Origin of the sequence: Salinimicrobium sp. TIG7-5_MAKvit (assembly GCF_049569215.1) — a bacterium.
Taxonomy (GTDB): domain Bacteria; phylum Bacteroidota; class Bacteroidia; order Flavobacteriales; family Flavobacteriaceae; genus Salinimicrobium; species Salinimicrobium profundisediminis.
In genome coordinates, this window is record NZ_CP145903.1 from 639,615 (window position 1) to 657,799 (window position 18,185).

14 protein-coding genes, 2 tRNA genes and 1 rRNA gene are annotated in these 18,185 nt (G+C 42.0%); 5 read left to right on the plus strand and 12 right to left on the minus strand.

Annotation, left to right across the window (positions count from 1 at the left end; translation table 11 throughout):
- Nucleotides 1-172: 172 nt before the first annotated feature.
- The 3 genes from V5739_RS02855 to V5739_RS02865 form a co-directional block, all read right to left on the minus strand.
- Nucleotides 173-249 (minus strand) — tRNA-Ala (locus tag V5739_RS02855).
- A 158-nt stretch (nt 250-407) separates the two neighbouring features.
- Nucleotides 408-481, minus strand: a tRNA-Ile gene (locus tag V5739_RS02860).
- Between the two features lie 196 nt (nt 482-677).
- Nucleotides 678-2,199 (minus strand): 16S ribosomal RNA (locus tag V5739_RS02865).
- 418 nt (nt 2,200-2,617) lie between these two features.
- On the opposite strand from V5739_RS02865, the gene V5739_RS02870 reads away from it, so the two are divergent.
- From V5739_RS02870 to rplT, 5 genes are all read left to right on the plus strand, one after another.
- Nucleotides 2,618-2,926 carry a hypothetical protein gene (locus tag V5739_RS02870; protein WP_423819575.1) on the plus strand — a complete coding sequence of 103 codons (309 nt, stop codon included), beginning with the start codon at nt 2,618-2,620 and terminating at the stop codon, nt 2,924-2,926.
- A 1,332-nt stretch (nt 2,927-4,258) separates the two neighbouring features.
- Nucleotides 4,259-6,205, plus strand: a complete 1,947-nt coding sequence (gene thrS, locus V5739_RS02875; RefSeq protein WP_423819576.1) for a threonine--tRNA ligase — start codon at nt 4,259-4,261, stop codon at nt 6,203-6,205.
- A gap of 58 nt (nt 6,206-6,263) precedes the next feature.
- Nucleotides 6,264-6,785, plus strand: a complete 522-nt coding sequence (infC, locus tag V5739_RS02880) for a translation initiation factor IF-3 (RefSeq protein ID WP_423820435.1) — start codon at nt 6,264-6,266, stop codon at nt 6,783-6,785.
- A gap of 68 nt (nt 6,786-6,853) precedes the next feature.
- Nucleotides 6,854-7,051 (plus strand): 50S ribosomal protein L35, encoded by a 198-nt coding sequence (gene rpmI, locus V5739_RS02885; RefSeq protein WP_029033297.1) that lies wholly within the window; start codon nt 6,854-6,856, stop codon nt 7,049-7,051.
- 135 nt (nt 7,052-7,186) lie between these two features.
- Entirely contained in the window at nt 7,187-7,531 is a 345-nt protein-coding gene (rplT, locus tag V5739_RS02890; protein WP_029037720.1) for a 50S ribosomal protein L20, read from the plus strand.
- Between the two features lie 245 nt (nt 7,532-7,776).
- Here the strand turns inward: rplT and V5739_RS02895 are convergent, their stop codons facing one another.
- From V5739_RS02895 to tgt, 9 genes are all read right to left on the minus strand, one after another.
- A complete protein-coding gene (locus V5739_RS02895) occupies nt 7,777-8,217 on the minus strand; it encodes a secondary thiamine-phosphate synthase enzyme YjbQ (RefSeq protein ID WP_423819577.1) in 441 nt (146 codons plus the stop codon).
- Between the two features lie 23 nt (nt 8,218-8,240).
- Nucleotides 8,241-9,065 (minus strand): amidohydrolase family protein, encoded by an 825-nt coding sequence (locus tag V5739_RS02900; RefSeq protein ID WP_423819578.1) that lies wholly within the window; start codon nt 9,063-9,065, stop codon nt 8,241-8,243.
- Between the two features lie 9 nt (nt 9,066-9,074).
- Nucleotides 9,075-10,178 carry an AI-2E family transporter gene (locus tag V5739_RS02905; RefSeq protein ID WP_423819579.1) on the minus strand — a complete coding sequence of 368 codons (1,104 nt, stop codon included), beginning with the start codon at nt 10,176-10,178 and terminating at the stop codon, nt 9,075-9,077.
- A gap of 21 nt (nt 10,179-10,199) precedes the next feature.
- On the minus strand, nt 10,200-11,426 hold the full coding sequence (locus V5739_RS02910) for an asparagine synthetase B (RefSeq protein ID WP_423819580.1): 1,227 nt from the start codon (nt 11,424-11,426) through the stop codon (nt 10,200-10,202).
- Nucleotides 11,427-11,538: 112 nt separating this feature from the next.
- Nucleotides 11,539-13,092 (minus strand): replicative DNA helicase, encoded by a 1,554-nt coding sequence (dnaB, locus tag V5739_RS02915; RefSeq protein ID WP_266069985.1) that lies wholly within the window; start codon nt 13,090-13,092, stop codon nt 11,539-11,541.
- A 167-nt stretch (nt 13,093-13,259) separates the two neighbouring features.
- The gene (locus tag V5739_RS02920; RefSeq protein WP_266069984.1) at nt 13,260-14,213 is read right to left on the minus strand and encodes an acetyl-CoA carboxylase carboxyltransferase subunit alpha; all 954 of its coding nucleotides are present in this window, start codon (nt 14,211-14,213) and stop codon (nt 13,260-13,262) included.
- Between the two features lie 45 nt (nt 14,214-14,258).
- A complete protein-coding gene (locus tag V5739_RS02925; protein ID WP_423819581.1) occupies nt 14,259-15,185 on the minus strand; it encodes a DMT family transporter in 927 nt (308 codons plus the stop codon).
- A complete protein-coding gene (locus V5739_RS02930; protein WP_423819582.1) occupies nt 15,172-16,248 on the minus strand; it encodes an LptF/LptG family permease in 1,077 nt (358 codons plus the stop codon). The genes V5739_RS02925 and V5739_RS02930 overlap by 14 nt, the downstream gene beginning before the upstream one ends.
- A 1-nt stretch (nt 16,249) precedes the next feature.
- Complete coding sequence (gene tgt, locus V5739_RS02935; protein WP_345599115.1) at nt 16,250-17,380, minus strand: tRNA guanosine(34) transglycosylase Tgt; 1,131 nt, start codon at nt 17,378-17,380, stop codon at nt 16,250-16,252.
- Nucleotides 17,381-18,185 lie beyond the last annotated feature (805 nt).

Below are 18,185 nucleotides of genomic sequence, written 5' to 3' on the forward strand. Positions count from 1 at the left end.
CACTCCTATTTAATATAATTTGCTCTATCTATAATCTTACAACTATAGAAATTTTTATGTTTCTCGTATTCTTATTTTCCAATATGTCAATGAACGTTTTTCAAATGTTTAAGGTTTAATGTTTAAGGTCTAATGAGGTTAATCATTATTCCTTAAGCCTTAATCATTTAAATGGTGGAGAATATCGGAGTCGAACCGATGACCTCCTGCGTGCAAGGCAGGCGCTCTAGCCAGCTGAGCTAATCCCCCGTTTTTTTAGTTGGCAGTGATCAGTATTCAGTATTCAGTTCTCACTGTACTGCGTACTGCTTAACTGCGTACTGTAAACTGGTTGCCCAACTTCTAAAATTTCCTTTCAATAATTCTCAATGAACTTTGTACTTCGTATTTCTACATTCGTTCTTTCGTAGTCTCAGGCAGACTCGAACTGCCGACCTCTACATTATCAGTGTAGCGCTCTAACCAGCTGAGCTATGAGACTGCAATTAGTAGTGAGTAGTTAGTATTTAGTAGTGAGATCGCTTTTCGCCTCATCTCAATACTCAATACTCATATCTCAATACTATATATTATTAAATTGACAGTGAATTAAGACCAAAAGAAGCTTATCACTTCATTTGTAAAAAGGCTCCTTATGTCGTAATTGCGTTTTGCCTTATAAGAGGCAAAATCTCTAGAAAGGAGGTGTTCCAGCCGCACCTTCCGGTACGGCTACCTTGTTACGACTTAGCCCCAGTTACCAGTTTTACCCTAGGCGGCTCCTTGCGGTGACCGACTTCAGGTACCCCCAGCTTCCATGGCTTGACGGGCGGTGTGTACAAGGCCCGGGAACGTATTCACCGCATCATGGCTGATATGCGATTACTAGCGATTCCAGCTTCACGGAGTCGAGTTGCAGACTCCGATCCGAACTGTGATAGGGTTTATAGATTCGCTCCTGGTCGCCCAGTGGCTGCTCTCTGTCCCTACCATTGTAGCACGTGTGTGGCCCAGGACGTAAGGGCCGTGATGATTTGACGTCATCCCCACCTTCCTCACGGTTTGCACCGGCAGTCTGGTTAGAGTTCCCGACATTACTCGCTGGCAACTAACCACAGGGGTTGCGCTCGTTATAGGACTTAACCTGACACCTCACGGCACGAGCTGACGACAACCATGCAGCACCTTGTAACTTGCCCAAAGGAAAAGGTGTTTCCACCCCTGTCAAGCTACATTTAAGCCCTGGTAAGGTTCCTCGCGTATCATCGAATTAAACCACATGCTCCACCGCTTGTGCGGGCCCCCGTCAATTCCTTTGAGTTTCATTCTTGCGAACGTACTCCCCAGGTGGGTTACTTATCACTTTCGCTTAGCCACTCAGCTCTCAATCGAGCCAAACAGCTAGTAACCATCGTTTACGGCGTAGACTACCAGGGTATCTAATCCTGTTCGCTACCTACGCTTTCGTCCATCAGCGTCAGTGAATTATTAGTGATCTGCCTTCGCAATCGGTATTCTATGTAATATCTATGCATTTCACCGCTACACTACATATTCTAACCACTTCATAATTACTCAAGGTATGCAGTATCAATGGCAGTTCTACAGTTGAGCTGCAGACTTTCACCACTGACTTACAAACCCGCCTACGGACCCTTTAAACCCAATGATTCCGGATAACGCTTGGATCCTCCGTATTACCGCGGCTGCTGGCACGGAGTTAGCCGATCCTTATTCATACGGTACCGTCAAGCCCCTTCACGAAAGGGTGTTTCTTCCCGTATAAAAGCAGTTTACAACCCATAGGGCAGTCTTCCTGCACGCGGCATGGCTGGATCAGGCTCTCGCCCATTGTCCAATATTCCTCACTGCTGCCTCCCGTAGGAGTCTGGTCCGTGTCTCAGTACCAGTGTGGGGGATCTCCCTCTCAGGACCCCTACCTATCGCCGCCTTGGTAAGCCGTTACCTTACCAACTAACTAATAGGACGCATACTCATCTTTTACCGCCGAAGCTTTAATTATCAAACGATGCCATTTAATAATACCATGGGATATTAATCCGGGTTTCCCCGGGCTATGCCCCTGTAAAAGGTAGATTGTATACGCGTTACGCACCCGTGCGCCGGTCGCCACCATCCGAAGACGTGCTGCCCCTCGACTTGCATGTGTTAAGCCTGCCGCTAGCGTTCATCCTGAGCCAGGATCAAACTCTTCATCGTTAAATCTTATATACTTTAACAACTACTAAAGGAATTCCTCTTCTTCATCTCACCTAAATGAGAATCAAAGCTCAAAACGTTCTTCTAGTCTTAATTCTTATTATTGCATTTGTTGCTAATTAAAGCAACATACGCGCTGTCAATTCAATATGTCAATGAACTCCACCCCTCTGTCCTTTCGGACATCTCCCCTTAAAAAGGGGAGGAAAACTTCCGTTTTACAGGAGGCATTTCTTGTTGAAATTAAAGGAGTCGAACCTTATTCTATCTCACCCAACCCGGGATTTCTTTTCAATATGTTTTTATGAACTTTCGCTCCCTCTCAAAGCGGCTGCAAATGTACAACCTTTTTTTAAACCGGCAAGAAAAAAATTTTATTTTTTTTCAGCCACTCTCGAAGCTAATCCCGTAAAAGCGGATGCAAACTTACAACCTTTATTACTTAACTTCAAAATGTTTTTTAGAGAACTTTTTTAACCCTAAAAGAACACTTACCGTGCCTCTCAAAGCGGATGCAAAGATAAAACCAATTTCCTTTACAATCCAAGATAAAATTCAAAAAAATTTCAGAGAACTTATTCGCTTTAAAGGCTTGCTACATATAGGCTCAGCCATTGCTTACCCTACTCCGTCACTCCCTCTCAAAGCGGCTGCAAATATACAACTGAATTCTAATCCCGCAAGCCTCCAACAAAAATATTTTAAGGTTTTTTTGACATTTTTCTAAACCCCAAAACTAAGGTGCTGAAAATGACATTCTTGAAGGAAGATTTTTCTGTACTTTTTTATCCTGAAATTGAGATTAGGGGATGTATGGTTACAAGGATGGGCATTTTTCGATGGTGCGACCCCCGCCGGGGTCGTGTGGGGCGTGATCTCTTGGTTATAAATATTGGCCCCCCTTCAGGGGTCACAGTTCCCTCCACTCCTGTTATAGTCATCCAATCCCTTTTCGGGATTGGGGGTACATGATATGTCTTATATATAATATGTAGATCAATTACCAGCAGGAGGTGCAATTTTATGAAAGTTCTATAATTATACGGCTGCTTCGGACCCTGAAACATACCTTATGAGATAAGAGGTGCCGAAAATGGCATTTTTGAGAGGTGACATTCACAAAGGTGCGACCCCGTCGGCGTCGAAGGTGTGACTGCCTCTTAGTTACAAACATATGACCCCTTCGGGGTCGTGGAGTCGAGGGCTTCAGGGGTTATGAAACATAAGACCCCTTCAGGGTCTGGGTTTGTGACCTGTTCTTAATATTGGTATGTGTCAAGAATCACACCAGCAGAAAGTGCAATTTTATGAAAGTCCTATAATTATAGCTCCTTTTGCCCCTAAGACATCCCTGATTAGGTAAGAGGTTCTAAAAAGGGCATTTTCGAGAGGTGACATTTCGGAAGGTGCGACCCCGTCGGGGTCGGGATCATCACGGCATCCAGGTTAAAAACATGTGACCCCGTCGGGGTCATGAACGTTACGCTATCCAAGTTACTAATATGTGAGACCTTTTGGGATCGTGGGGTTGAAGGCTTCAGGGGTTATGAACATTGACCCCTTCAGGGTCGGGGTTCGGGACGTGTTCCCGTTATTAAAGAAATAAGAGACTTTGGGGTCTTGAAGTCATGACCTGTTAAGATACAAACATAACACCCGACAGGGTCTAACCATTCGGATCCAAAGGATCCGGTATTTATATTATTCTTCGGTAGGGATGACCCCGAAGGGGTCAAATGTTTATAGCTGATAAACGAAATATCCATCGAATTATATTAATAGGAATCAAAACAAACAATCCAATCCGATTTAATATAATATGAAACGAAAAATCCCAATCCCATAACATTATTATGAATTGAAGATGTTTGCCCGCGTTAGGGAGAGCAGCGGAAATCCTTTTTGCAAGGCACGAGCAAAAAGATTGAAGCGGATAGCCCGACCCGCATGAGCGGTAGCGAAGGCGGGGAACGCCCAAAACCTTCACATACATATTATATATATTAGTATTGTAAAGCACCTATGAACCTGTTATCTTTGCAGACCTAATTTGAGTTTTATGATAAAGATTACGTTGCCCGACGGCAGTATTAAAGAGTTTAAGAACGGCACTACCCCAATGGAGGTAGCAAAAAGCATTAGTGAAGGCCTGGCCCGTAATGTGATTTCGGCAAAGTTCAACAATACAGTGGTAGAAACATCCACTCCTTTAAATACGGACGGCAACCTAACCCTGTTCACCTGGAATGACGAGGAAGGAAAAAAGGCTTTTTGGCACTCTTCTTCTCACGTGATGGCCCAGGCAATCCAGGATCTTTACCCTGGCGCGAAACTTACTATAGGACCCGCTATTGAGAACGGCTTCTATTATGACGTGGATTTTGGAGACCAAAAGATCTCTGAAAATGACTTCAAAAAGATTGAAGACCGAATGCTGGAAATTTCCCGCGGAAAACACGACTTTCAGATGAGAGAGGTTTCCAAGCAGGAAGCTCTTGATTTCTATAAAAAAGAAAATAACCCGTTCAAGGTTGAACTTATTGAAAACCTTGAAGACGGAACGATTACCTTCTGCGATCACGATACCTTTACAGATCTTTGTCGCGGCGGCCACCTTCCCAACACCGGCGTGATAAAAGCAGTGAAACTGATGAGTGTTGCCGGTGCTTACTGGAGAGGCAATGAAAAGAATCCGCAGTTGACACGGGTTTACGGAATTTCTTTTCCGAAGCAAAAGGATCTCAAGGAATATCTTGAAATGCTGGAGGAGGCCAAGAAAAGGGATCACCGTAAATTAGGTCGTGAACTGGAACTTTTTACTTTTTCACAAAAAGTTGGTCAGGGATTGCCTTTATGGCTGCCAAAAGGTGCTGCTTTGAGAGAGCGCCTGGAGAACTTCCTGAAAAAAGCGCAAAAGAAAGCCGGATATGAAATGGTTGTGACTCCACATATTGGACAAAAGGAACTTTATGTTACCTCTGGCCACTATGCTAAATATGGAGAAGACAGTTTTCAGCCAATAAAAACTCCCAATGAAGGAGAGGAATTTTTGCTGAAGCCCATGAACTGTCCGCACCACTGCGAGATCTACAATCATGGTCATTGGAGCTACAAAGATCTTCCGAAGCGTTTTGCTGAATTCGGAACTGTATATAGATATGAACAGAGTGGCGAATTACACGGACTTACCCGCGTACGCGGATTCACTCAGGATGACGCCCACATTTTTTGTACTCCAGATCAATTAGATTCTGAATTCAAAAAAGTGATCGATCTTACTTTATATGTATTCAGTTCCCTAGGATTTGAAGATTTTACAGCTCAGGTTTCTTTAAGAGATCCTGAGAATAAAGAGAAGTACATAGGATCTGACGAAAACTGGGATAAAGCTGAAAATGCGATAATCAATGCTGCAAAGGAAAAAGGCCTTAACTATATAGTAGAAACCGGGGAAGCTGCTTTTTACGGACCCAAACTGGATTTTATGGTGAAAGATGCCCTTGGCAGACAGTGGCAGCTGGGAACTATTCAGGTAGATTATAATTTACCAGAACGTTTTGACCTTACCTATAAAGGAAGTGACAATGAAATGCACCGCCCGGTGATGATTCACCGTGCTCCTTTTGGCAGTATGGAACGCTTTGTAGCTGTACTGCTGGAGAATACAGGAGGAAACTTCCCGCTTTGGTTGATGCCAGAACAGGCTATTATTCTCTCCCTCAGTGAGAAATACGAAAAATACAGCCAAAAAGTTTTAAATTCGCTGGAAAATCACGAAATTCGCGCCCTTGTAGACAACCGGAATGAGACCATTGGTAAGAAAATCCGGGGAGCAGAAGTTAGCAAGATTCCGTATATGCTGATTGTTGGAGAACAGGAAGCAGAGAATGGAACGGTTTCTGTACGTAAACACGGGGAAGGCGATCTTGGCAGTATGACTGTCGAAGAATTTGCCCAACTAATTAAAGAAGAAGTAAATAGTACTTTAAAAACATTCGAAGTTTAATTAAAATTTTTGAGCCATAGCAATACGTAGAAAAAGAACCAAAAGACCTCTTAGAGAAATCAAAGAAGATCCGCATCGCATCAACGGAAAGATACGTGCGGAGGAAGTTCGCCTTGTAGGTGATAACGTGGAAATGGGTGTTTACCCAACCCGTAAAGCATTAGCCATTGCCGAAGAACAGGAGCTGGACCTGGTGGAGATCTCCCCCAACGCCAATCCTCCCGTTGCTAAAGTAATGGACTATAAAAAGTTTCTCTATGAACAGAAAAAGCGTGAAAAGGCATTAAAGGCTAAAGCAACCCAGGTGGTTGTTAAAGAGATACGTTTTGGTCCTAATACAGACGATCACGACTATGAGTTTAAGAAAAGGAATGCAGAAAAATTCCTTAAAGACGGAGCAAAATTAAAAGCTTTCGTATTCTTTAAAGGACGTTCTATTGTATTTAAAGAACAGGGAGAGATCCTTTTACTGCGCCTTGCTACCGATCTTGAAGAACTTGGGAAGGTAGAGCAAATGCCTAAACTTGAAGGGAAAAGAATGACCATGTTCCTCTCCCCCAAGAAGACAAAATCAAAATAATCTCCTGCCATTCTATATGAATTGCATGAGTTACAATAATAAGTGAGATAATTTAAAAGAAGGACAGAATGCCTAAGATGAAAACAAAATCCAGTGCCAAGAAGCGTTTCAAGCTTACCGGTACCGGAAAGATCAAAAGAAAGCATGCGTTTAAAAGTCACATCTTAACCAAGAAGACTAAAAAACAAAAGCTGGCGCTGACTCACAGTACTTTAGTACATGAAGCAGACGAAAAGAATATCAAACTTCAATTACGTTTGTTGTAGTTGAACCTTTGATGGTTTACCAAATTTAATAACCCTGGAGTAAGGCAACTTAAAGTTAGATTTTAGAAGTTAGAATTTAGAACTGAAAGTTAAAAGTGTCAAGAACAACCGCCTGCTACAAAAAAATTTTAAAATATGCCAAGATCAGTAAATTCAGTTGCGAAGAGAGCCAGAAGAAAAAAGGTTCTTAAGCAAGCAAAAGGTTACTTTGGACGTCGTAAGAACGTTTGGACAGTAGCGAAAAACGCGGTTGATAAAGCAATGCTATATGCTTACAGAGACCGTAAAACCAAGAAAAGAAACTTCCGTTCACTTTGGATTATGCGTATCAACGCAGGTGCCCGTATGCACGGAATGTCTTATTCACAATTCATGGGGAAAGTAAAAGCCGCAGGAATTGAATTGAACCGTAAGGTGCTTGCAGATTTAGCGATGAACCATCCCGATGCGTTTGAAGCTATCGTCAAAAAAGTAAAATAAATTAAACTGTTATCTCACTTATAAAAATCCCGTTCGAAAGAGCGGGATTTTTTTATGCTGAAGATTTCCTTTGATCTGTTTGCCACGAATTCACAAATAATTTAAGATACATTCATCCAATAATTTTTCTCTGACCTGCAGGGTTTTTAAAACCTTGAAGATCTAATCTTTTCTACGCATCCCATTTTACCCAACGGATTATTTGTTAAGAAGAAGTGAGTAGAAGCGGTTACTGTATTGGTGATCTATTTTTTCTCACCATAAATAGTAAGCACCAGCTTCCTGCTACCCCCGTGGTCGCGATGTTCACCCAGGTAAATTCCCTGCCAGGTTCCCAGGTTTAAACGGCCGTTGGTAATCGGGATTTGGAGGGAGGTTCCCAATAAGGCTGCTTTTATGTGCGCCGGCATATCGTCACTCCCTTCTAAAGTATGTTTATAGTAAGGTTGATCTTCGGGTACCATCTTATTAAAATGGCTCTCAAAATCGTCTCTTACGGTAGGATCGGCATTTTCGTTGATGGTAAGTCCGGCGGAAGTGTGTTTGATGAAGACCTGTAAAAATCCTACCGAAACTTCTTTTATTTCCGAAATTTGCTGAAGTACTTCATCTGTCACTAAATGAAAGCCTCTGGATTTGGCTTTAAGTTTTATTTCCTTCTGAAAAATGTAATCCAATTTTGCCATTTTTGACACCTTAGTTTTTACTTTTATAAGTTATAAAATTCAGCAGCATTTTTTCCGAAGATCTTTTCTTTGTCTTCTTTTAAATAACTGCTGAAGAATTTCTCTATAATCCCGGTTACTTCTGAATAACTTGCTGCAGACAAACAAACCGGCCAGTCAGATCCAAAAATAAGCCGATCTACACCAAAAGCATCGGTGACCACCTCGAGAAATGGAAAGAAATCGGGAGCTTTCCAGCTGAAGTCGGGAGTTTCGGTTACCAAGCCTGAAATTTTGCACCACACATTGGGAAAAGACGCCAGTTGCTGAATCTGCTCTACCCACTGCTTATCGGGTTTTCCTGAAATTTGTGGTTTTCCCATGTGGTCAAGGACAAATTTTTGCCGGGGAAAGGCTTTTACAAGTTCTACAGCACCGCCAAGCTGATAATCGAAAGCAAGAATATCATAAGTGAGGCCAAGATTTGCCAAAAATGATATTCCGTGCTGAAATTCAGGAGACGTCATAAATTCCCCTTTTTTGTCCCAGACGGTGTGACGTATACCTTTCAAAAATGTGTTTTTTGAATAGTGATTCAGGCGTTCTTCAACTTCAGGGGAAGCTAAATCTATCCAGCCAACCACTCCTTTAATAAAGTCGTGCTTTTTTGCCATTTTCAGCAGAACCTCTGTCTCTGCTTCAGATTGATCGGCCTGTACAGCAACACATCCCGAAAAGCCACTTTTTGACAGCAAAGGCTCAAGATCTTCTGGAGAAAAATTTTTTCTGATAGCCGACATTTCATCAGAAATCCATGAATATTTTTCAGCATCATACTGCCAGAAATGCTGATGGGCATCAATTTTCATAAGAAAAGATTATTTTGAATCACCTTTTTCGGAATCTACTTCTACAGGTTCAGTTTTCACCTGAAGTTTATTCTCCTCGTCACTGCCTGCCTCCAGATGGTCTTTCACATACAATTCTTCTATAATTACAATCAGCGCAGCAAGGATGGGCGTGGCCATGATAAGCCCTAAAATTCCGGTTATCAACCCTAAAAGTACCATCCAGAAAAGTGTAAGTGCGGGAGGCAAGTGCACCATCTTTTTTTCGATCATTGGCGTAATTAAGTAGCTTTCTACTATTTGAATACCAAAGTAAAGAATAAGCACATAGATATACATGTTGCCACCCTGCATGAGTGCGATCAATACTGCCGGCGCAAGTGCCAGGTAAGGCCCGATATTGGGAATAAAAGAGAACAGGGCTGCTATTAACGCGAGGGCGTAAGGCATGGGCATGCCAAGAATTTCCAGACCTATAGCTGTAAATACTCCAACTACCAGCATGGAAATGAGCTTGGCCATCATCCAAAGGCTGAGGGAACGCTGAGTTTTATCCATCACCTCACTTAAACGCGGACGGAAATTTATTGGAAACAACCTTATAAATCCGTGGGTGTAAATCTTTGGACTGGAAGCCAAAAAGATCCCGGTTACGATGATGATAAAAAAGTTCGCAATCGCCCCGATAGTGGTTGAAAAAGACCCCACAATTCTCGACACTACTTTTTCCCGATTTTCAATTAAAGCACCAAGATCTGAAGGTAATTCTTCAAATAAACTACGTCCAACGGAAGTCTGCCTTATCTCCTCCCTCAAATTGTTAAGAGATTGCGGTAAAGTGTTTGTCATTTCCTTCACCTGTTGCACCATAGAAGGGCCTATGAGTACAATGATCAACACCAGGATTCCCGTCATGGACAGAAGCACCAGCAATAACGCCAGCCAATAGGGCATTTTAGATTTACTCACTATCCAGTTGGAAGAGAAATTTAGCAAAGTAGAAAAGAAGATACCGGCAAAGACCAAGAGAAAGAAATTGGCGTGAAAAATAAGCAGCGCAAGCGCTGAAAGCATCAGCAAGGCTATAAAAATCGTTTTGGTGATCTTCTTGTTGTAGTTATTGGTTTTTTCCATAGTTGGTTAGAAAGGGTCTTCTCAGGTTTTTTGTTTTTGTTTTTTGGCGGCAGGAAAAAGCACGTTGTTGAGAATAAGACGATATCCGGGGGAAGTGGGATGTAGTTCCAGTTCGGTTTTTGGGTCTCCTACCATGTGTTGGTAATCTTCGGGATCATGACCTCCGTAAAAGGTGAAAAATCCATTACCTTTTATTCCGTGGATATATTTTGCTTCTCCATTGATCTTGCTCTGCCCCATTACCAGCACAGTGGGTTTGATGGTAGCAGGATCATAAGCTGTGGTTTGGCCCATAAATCCTTTAACGAGCATGGTGTGGTTTTGGGTTAACATAGTTGGTACCGGATCCCATTTTGCCGAGTATTCCATCAAGCTAAAGTAATCTACATCCATAGGCACACGGCGCTTACCTGTCATATCTATGGACGAGAATTCATATACCATCGGATTTCTTTCCAAAATAAAATTCTCAAAGGCAAAACTCTTCTCAAAATTCAGCTCTTTCTGATAATTGGCATCGCTGGGATCACCGTCAAACATAGGTTCTGCAATATCTACCCCTTCTGCCGAAAGTGCAATATCAAAACTATCGGTGGCACTGCACATGGCGAACATGAATCCGCCTCCCACCACATAGTCTTTAATTTTTAATGCAACTGCAAGTTTTTCTTCCGCAACTTTCTCATATCCCAGTTTGGCAGCCAAAGCTTCAGCCTGCTTCTTGTCTTCAATATACCAGGGAGCAGTGCGGTAACTGCGATAAAATTTCCCGTATTGGCCCGTAAAATCTTCGTGGTGCAGGTGCAGCCAGTCAAACAACAGTAGGGCATCATTTAGAACTTCCTCATCATAAATTGTTTCATAAGGAATTTCGGCATAGGTGAGCACCATAGTTACAGCATCATCCCAAGGCTTATTTCCCTGTGGAGAATACACTGCAATTTTAGGGGCTTTTTCAAGTAATACAGCCTGCATATTTTTAGATGGGCTCGAGATTTCTTCAAGAATATCTGAAGTTTTTTGATCACTAATCACCTCATAAGAAACACCACGGATCTTACATTCTCTGCGGAGTTCTTCGGAATCGGGCATTAAAAAGGAACCGCCCCTGTAATTGAGCAGCCACTGCACTTTTACATCTTTGTCGAGCATCCAGTAAGTGATGCCATAAGCCTTGAGGTGGTTACGCTGACTTTCGGCATCCATAGGGATAAGAATCTGTGATGCAAAAGCTGAAGCAGAAAACATCAGGAAAAATAACAGTATGCAAAAGCCGGAAAAAGTTGTACTATTTCCGGCTTTTAAAGATATGTTTTTAGTAAAAAGCTCTACGGAAAAATTCCGGAGAGATGAGATTTTGTTAGAAAGGTACGTCGCTGTCGTCATCATTTAGGTCATCATTCATCGAGCTTCCGAAGGCTTCATTGGCACTCGGGAAATGGCTGGTATTGAATCCAAAATCTCCAGAATCATTGTCATTCATCTTTGAATGAAATTCAGAAGGGGAATCAAAGTCATCTAAGTTATCGAATTTACCTAAATGTCCAATAAATTTAAGCCTAATATTCTCAAGTCCACCGTTCCTGTGTTTGGCAACAATGAATTCTGCCTGTCCATCTGTTGGAGAACGCTCTTCGTCATCCCACTCTTCTATTTTATAATATTCTGGCCGGTAGATAAACGAAACGATATCGGCATCCTGCTCAATCGCACCCGATTCCCGAAGGTCACTCAAAAGTGGCCTTTTTGACCCCCCTCTTGTTTCCACCGCCCGCGATAACTGCGAGAGCGCAATTACCGGCACGTTCAATTCTTTTGCCAGGGCTTTAAGGTTTCGGGAGATCGTCGAGATCTCCTGTTCCCGGTTCCCTCCTTTTTGGCTACCCCCGGCAGTCATTAACTGAAGGTAATCAATCACGATCAATCTAATACCGTGTTGAGAAGCCAACCTCCTTGCCTTTGCCCTAAGGTCAAAAATAGACAGGGAAGGCGTATCATCAATAAAGAGCGGTGCTTTTTCAAGACCCTTCACCTTTACGTTAAGCTGTTCCCACTCATGTTTTTCAAGATTTCCTGTACGGAGTTTTTCTGAAGACAAACCGGTTTCAGAAGAAATCAAACGGGTGATCAACTGTACAGAAGACATCTCCAGGGAAAAGAAGGCTACCGGAATATTCTGGCCTACAGAAATATTTCGGGCCATAGAAAGTGTGAGGGCCGTTTTCCCCATACCAGGACGGGCCGCCACAATCACAAGGTCACTGGGTTGCCACCCGGAAGTAAGCTTATCAAGCTTTTCAAATCCTGAAGGAATCCCTGAAAGACCTGATTTGTTGGAAATCTCCTGGATCTTTTTCTTTGCCTGCATCACAAGATCTTGTGCAGTTTCTGAAGATCTTTTTATGTTCCCCTGTGTTACTTCATAAAGTTTAGATTCGGCAGTGTCTAAAAGATCGAAAACATCGGTAGTTTCATCGTATGATTCTTCGATGATCTCGTTGGAAATCTTTATTAAACTACGCTGAATATATTTTTGAAGAATGATCCTTGCATGGAACTCGATGTGAGCAGAAGAAGACACTTTTTGGGTGAGCTGCACCAGGTAAAAGTCGCCACCTACCTGCTCCAGTTTCTGATCTTTCCTCAATTGATTGGAAACCGTTAATAAGTCGACCGGTTCAGAATTCTCGAACAGCTTAAATATGGCTTCGAAAATATATTGATGGGCACTTTTATAGAAAACATCGGGATGTAAAATATCGATAATTTCGTCAACACCTCTTTTATCAATCATCATGGCTCCAAGCACAACTTCTTCTAAATCAACAGCTTGAGGCGGAATTTTCCCTTTCTCGAGATTGATGACATTCCCGGGATTAAAATTATAATTTTGAGGGGCTTTGACTTTTTCCATGTTACGAAAGTAGAGAAATAGAGTATAGAATTTAGCCGAAAAAGGCTTTACTTAGTTCACAGGTTATGAACATTTTAACTGTTCATAACTTAAAAATTTTGTTGATAAGGCCAAAAAAATCCGAAGAGTTTCTCTCCGGATTTTTTCCTGTCTTATGTAATAAGGATTTAACCTTTAAACACTCCCATTTGGGAATACTTGTTCATTCTTTTTTTCACCAGTTCATCTGGTGATAAGTTTTTGAAGTCTTCATAAGCTTCAGAAATGGCATCTTTTACTATAGAAAATGTCATCTCCCTGTTGCTATGTGCACCGCCAACTGGCTCTTTTACAATCTCGTCTATGAGCTTTTGCTTTTTCATATCTTTAGCAGTAAGTTTCAAAGCATCGGCTGCCCTTTCTTTGTACTCCCAGCTTCGCCATAGAATAGACGAGCAGGATTCGGGTGAGATCACAGAGTACCAGGTATTTTCGAGCATGAGTACTTTATCACCCACACCTATACCTAAAGCACCACCACTGGCTCCTTCCCCAATAATCACTACTATAATGGGTACTTTAAGCCGGGTCATTTCAAGTATATTGCGGGCGATTGCTTCTCCCTGCCCTCTTTCTTCAGCTTCAAGCCCGGGATAGGCTCCCGGAGTATCTACAAAAGTTACTACAGGGATCCCAAATTTTTCGGCAGATTTCATTAGACGGAGCGCCTTTCTATAACCTTCAGGATTTGCCATTCCAAAATTGCGGTACTGACGGGTTTTTGTATTAAATCCCTTTTGCTGCCCCACAAACATATAGCTTTGATCGCCAATTTTTCCAAGGCCTCCAATCATCGCTTTATCATCTTTTACATTTCGATCTCCATGAAGTTCCAGAAAAGTGTCACCACAAATAGCGTTAATGTAATCTAATGTATAGGGGCGGTTTGGATGGCGTGAAAGCTGAACCCTTTGCCAGGCGGTAAGATTCTTATAGATCTCTTTTTTGGTTTCGGTGAGTCTCTTCTCAATTTGACGACATGTAGCTGTAACATCAACATCACTTTCCTTACCAATGGCACAAGCTTTCTGGTACTGCTCTTCCAACTCTTTTATAGGTAATTCAAAATCTAAATATTCCATAATGAGCTATGGGTTGTTTTTAATTAGCTTACAAATATAAGAAACTTAAGAGCTAGCTTTCGGCAGTTTTTTGAATTTTCTCCTTGTCTTCAAAAAGCCATTCAGGATTACGGTAATCAGAATGATTGCTGCACCATAATAAAACCCCGGATTCATAGCCTCATCACTTCCGAAGACCCAAAAGGCGAGCAGAATCCCATACACAGGTTCTAAATTTATAGTAAGCATTATGGTATATGGGCTCAAGTGCCGCATAACGGCTACAGAAGCTATAAAAGCATAGGCGGTGCAGATAGAAGCCAGAATAAACAGGTAAATCCAGTCTGCCGCCGAAACATTGAAGAAATTTGCGCTAAACCCAGAGCTACTGCTATTTCCGAAGAAAGAAAGAAAAAGAAGATAAACGGTGATGGCACCAGCACCAGTAAGCAGTTCGTAAAATGAAATTACAGAGGCATCTTCCTGCTTAGCCAGTTTGCCGTTAATAAGAGAGAAAACTGAAGAAAGAAAAGCAGAAAGTAGCGCAAGCAGGATTCCAAGAACGTACTCTGTCTCTACCTTGAAAATAATATACAGCCCACAAATCACCACAATACCTAAAAGGATCTCATACCATATAACTTTACGTTTATAAAAAATGGGTTCAAGAATAGAGGTAAAAAAAGCGCCTGTAGAAAGTAGAGCGAGGGTAATGGAAACATTGGAAACCTTTATGGCGCCAAAGAAAGTTAACCAGTGCACAGCAATGACCACGCCGGCAATTAGCATCACTTTTATTCTTCCCGGTGCCAGCTTCAGGTTCTTTTTCTTCCACTTTATCCAAAGAAAGATAAAGCCGCTTGCCAATAACATCCTGTACCACACCAATGGCACGGCATCTAAGGTGATCAATGCGCCTAAGACTGCGGTAAACCCCCAGATAAACACAATGAAGTGAAAGTGCAGATAAGCCTTAACTTTATCGCTTAGCATTCCAGAGCAGGTAAGCAGCTAAAACTCCGAAGAACATATTTGGGAACCATACAGCCAACAACGGTGAGAAGGTACTCTGCTCGGCAATGGTACCAAACACCTTATCCATAAAAATGAAAATAAAAGCCAAAGTAATTCCCAGCGCAAGGTTCACTCCCATTCCGCCGCGGCGTTTCATAGAAGAAACCGCAACAGCAATTATTGTAAGAATATAAGCAGAAACCGGCAGACTCCAGCGTTTATAAGCCACCACTTTATAGCGGTTTATATTCCCAGAACCCCTACCTTTTTCCTGCTCAATAAAAGCTTCGAGTTCATTATAATTAAGTGTCTCTGCCATGTAAGACACCGGTGTAAGTTCATCAAAATCAAAAGGCAGTACAGTATCTTTACTAATTTCAGAAATCAATTTATCTCCATCTTCACCAATGATCCTTTTGTGGTAGTTGGTAAGGGTGTAGGTAGAATCTTCTTCATTCAATTTTAGCCTTGACGCACTTATTTTATATTTAAGTTTATTTCCTTCAAAATGCTCCAGGGTAAAATTCTGAGCCGAATTAATTCGGGGTTGAAAGTGAGAAGCATAAATGAACTCATTATCATTAATTTGCCTGTAAACATCACTGGTCTCCTGTACATCGCTATTTCTTTTTAAGTAGGTGTACTTAAACTCATTAAAACCTTTACTTGCACTGGGAGCAAGATACATTCCCAGAACAAGGGCTGCGACACACACTATAGTAGACCCTATCATATATGGTCGAAGAAAACGCCAAAAGGAAACACCACTACTCAAAAATGCAATAATTTCGGTGTTCTGTGCCAGCTTAGAAGTAAACCAAATCACTGAGAGGAACAGAAACAGAGGAAAAAGTAAGTTCGCGAAGTAGATGGTGAAATCAATGTAATAATTCACTACTTCCCAAAAAGGCACTTCGTTCTGAAGGATCTTATCAATCTTTTCGGCAAGATTTACCGTTATCCCAATAGGAATAAAGAGGAGCAGCATTAACACGAATGTCCCCAGGTATCTCTTTAGTATGTACCAGTCAAGGATCTTCAAATTATAAACGTTTGTCCATTTGCTGTACCATTTTGCTTTTCCAGGAAGCAAAGTCCCCGGCTAAGATATGTTTTCTTGCCTCTCGAACCAACCACAGGTAGAAGCCAAGGTTGTGCATGGTAGCAATTTGCTTGCCAAGCATTTCGTTCACAGTAAAGAGGTGACGAAGGTAAGCTTTTGTATAAAAAGTATCAACGTAGGTAGCGCCAGATTCATCTATAGGGCTAAAGTCATCTTCCCACTTCTTATTTTTGATATTAATTGTGCCATGAGCCGTAAACAGCATCCCATTTCTGGCATTTCGGGTAGGCATTACACAATCAAACATATCTACACCCAAAGCAATATTTTCAAGAATATTTATTGGAGTTCCTACTCCCATAAGGTAGCGTGGTTTTTCCTTCGGAAGTATATTAGTGACCACCTCGGTCATTGCGTACATTTCTTCTGCAGGCTCCCCTACTGAAAGTCCACCAATGGCATTACCCTCCGCTCCTGCTGAAGCTATATACTCCGCCGACTCTTCCCGTAAATCTTTGTAAGTACTTCCCTGCACAATAGGAAAGAGCGCCTGGGAATAACCATAAAGAGGTGGCGTTTTATCAAAATGTGTGATACACCTGTCCAGCCACCTATGAGTGCGGTGCATGGAATTCTTTGCGTAGCGATAATCACAGGGATACGGGGTGCATTCATCAAAGGCCATGATAATATCTGCACCAATAAGGCGCTGAATTTCCATCACATTTTCGGGAGTAAAATTGTGGTAAGAGCCATCAATATGAGATTTAAACCGCACACCTTCCTCCTTGATCTTCCTTCTGTCGGCAAGAGAATATACCTGGTACCCACCACTATCGGTAAGAATGTTCCTGTCCCAGTTCATAAACTTATGAAGCCCACCGGCTTTTTTCAGAATTTCGGTTTGTGGGCGCAGGTACAGGTGGTATGTATTTCCCAGGATAATATCGGGATTCACCTCTTCCTTAAGATCTTTCTGACTAATACCTTTTACAGAAGCCACTGTACCTACAGGCATAAAGATGGGAGTTTCAATGGTTCCGTGATCTGTCGTGATCACACCTGCGCGGGCACTGCTACCCGTATCGGTAACTGCTAATTCAAATTTCATAAACAATTTTAATGGGCGCAAAGATAGGTATTTTTCGTTGGCAGGGATTAGAGGATAGCATGCAGAAATTTTCTAATGTTCTACGGAAATCACCCCGGTCCAATTGCGAATGTGCACCAGCTGAAGGGCTGGGTTTCGGCACGGATTGCAAATCCGCGCCAGCATTTGTGAAATACCTGAAAGAGATTTAGAAAAAACATCTGTGCATCTGTGGCAAAACAGATCGAGTCTTCCCGGCACGGATTGCAAATCCGCGCCAGCTTTGGTAAATAAATTAGAAAATGCAGGAGAGCACAAAGAAAATATTCGTGGATTCGTGGCAAAACAGATCGAGTCTTCCCCGGCAAGGATTGTAAATCCGCGCCAGCTGTAAGTTTCGTTTCGGCACGGATTGCAAATCTGCGTCAGATGAAAAAATATCTGTGCATCTGTGGCAAAACTCCAGATCGAGTCTTCCCCGGCACGGATTGCAAATCCGCGCCAGCTGAAAAAATATCTGTGCATCTGTGGCAAAACTTCAGATTGAAATTTTCCCGGCACGAATTGCAAATCCGCACCAGCTTTGGTAAATAAAATAGAAAATGCAGGAGAGCACAAAGAAAATATTCGTGGATTCGTGGCAAAACAGATCGAGTCTTCCCGGCACGGATTGCAAATCCGCGCCAGCTTTGTGAAATTTCTGAGCTAAACTTCCGAAGAAATATGAAAGATTTAATAGTCTCAACAATTATTCAAACAATTGTTCAAAGCTTTTAGAAGAATTGAGTCGGGTTGATTTCCAAAGCATTGATAAAATAGTATTTTT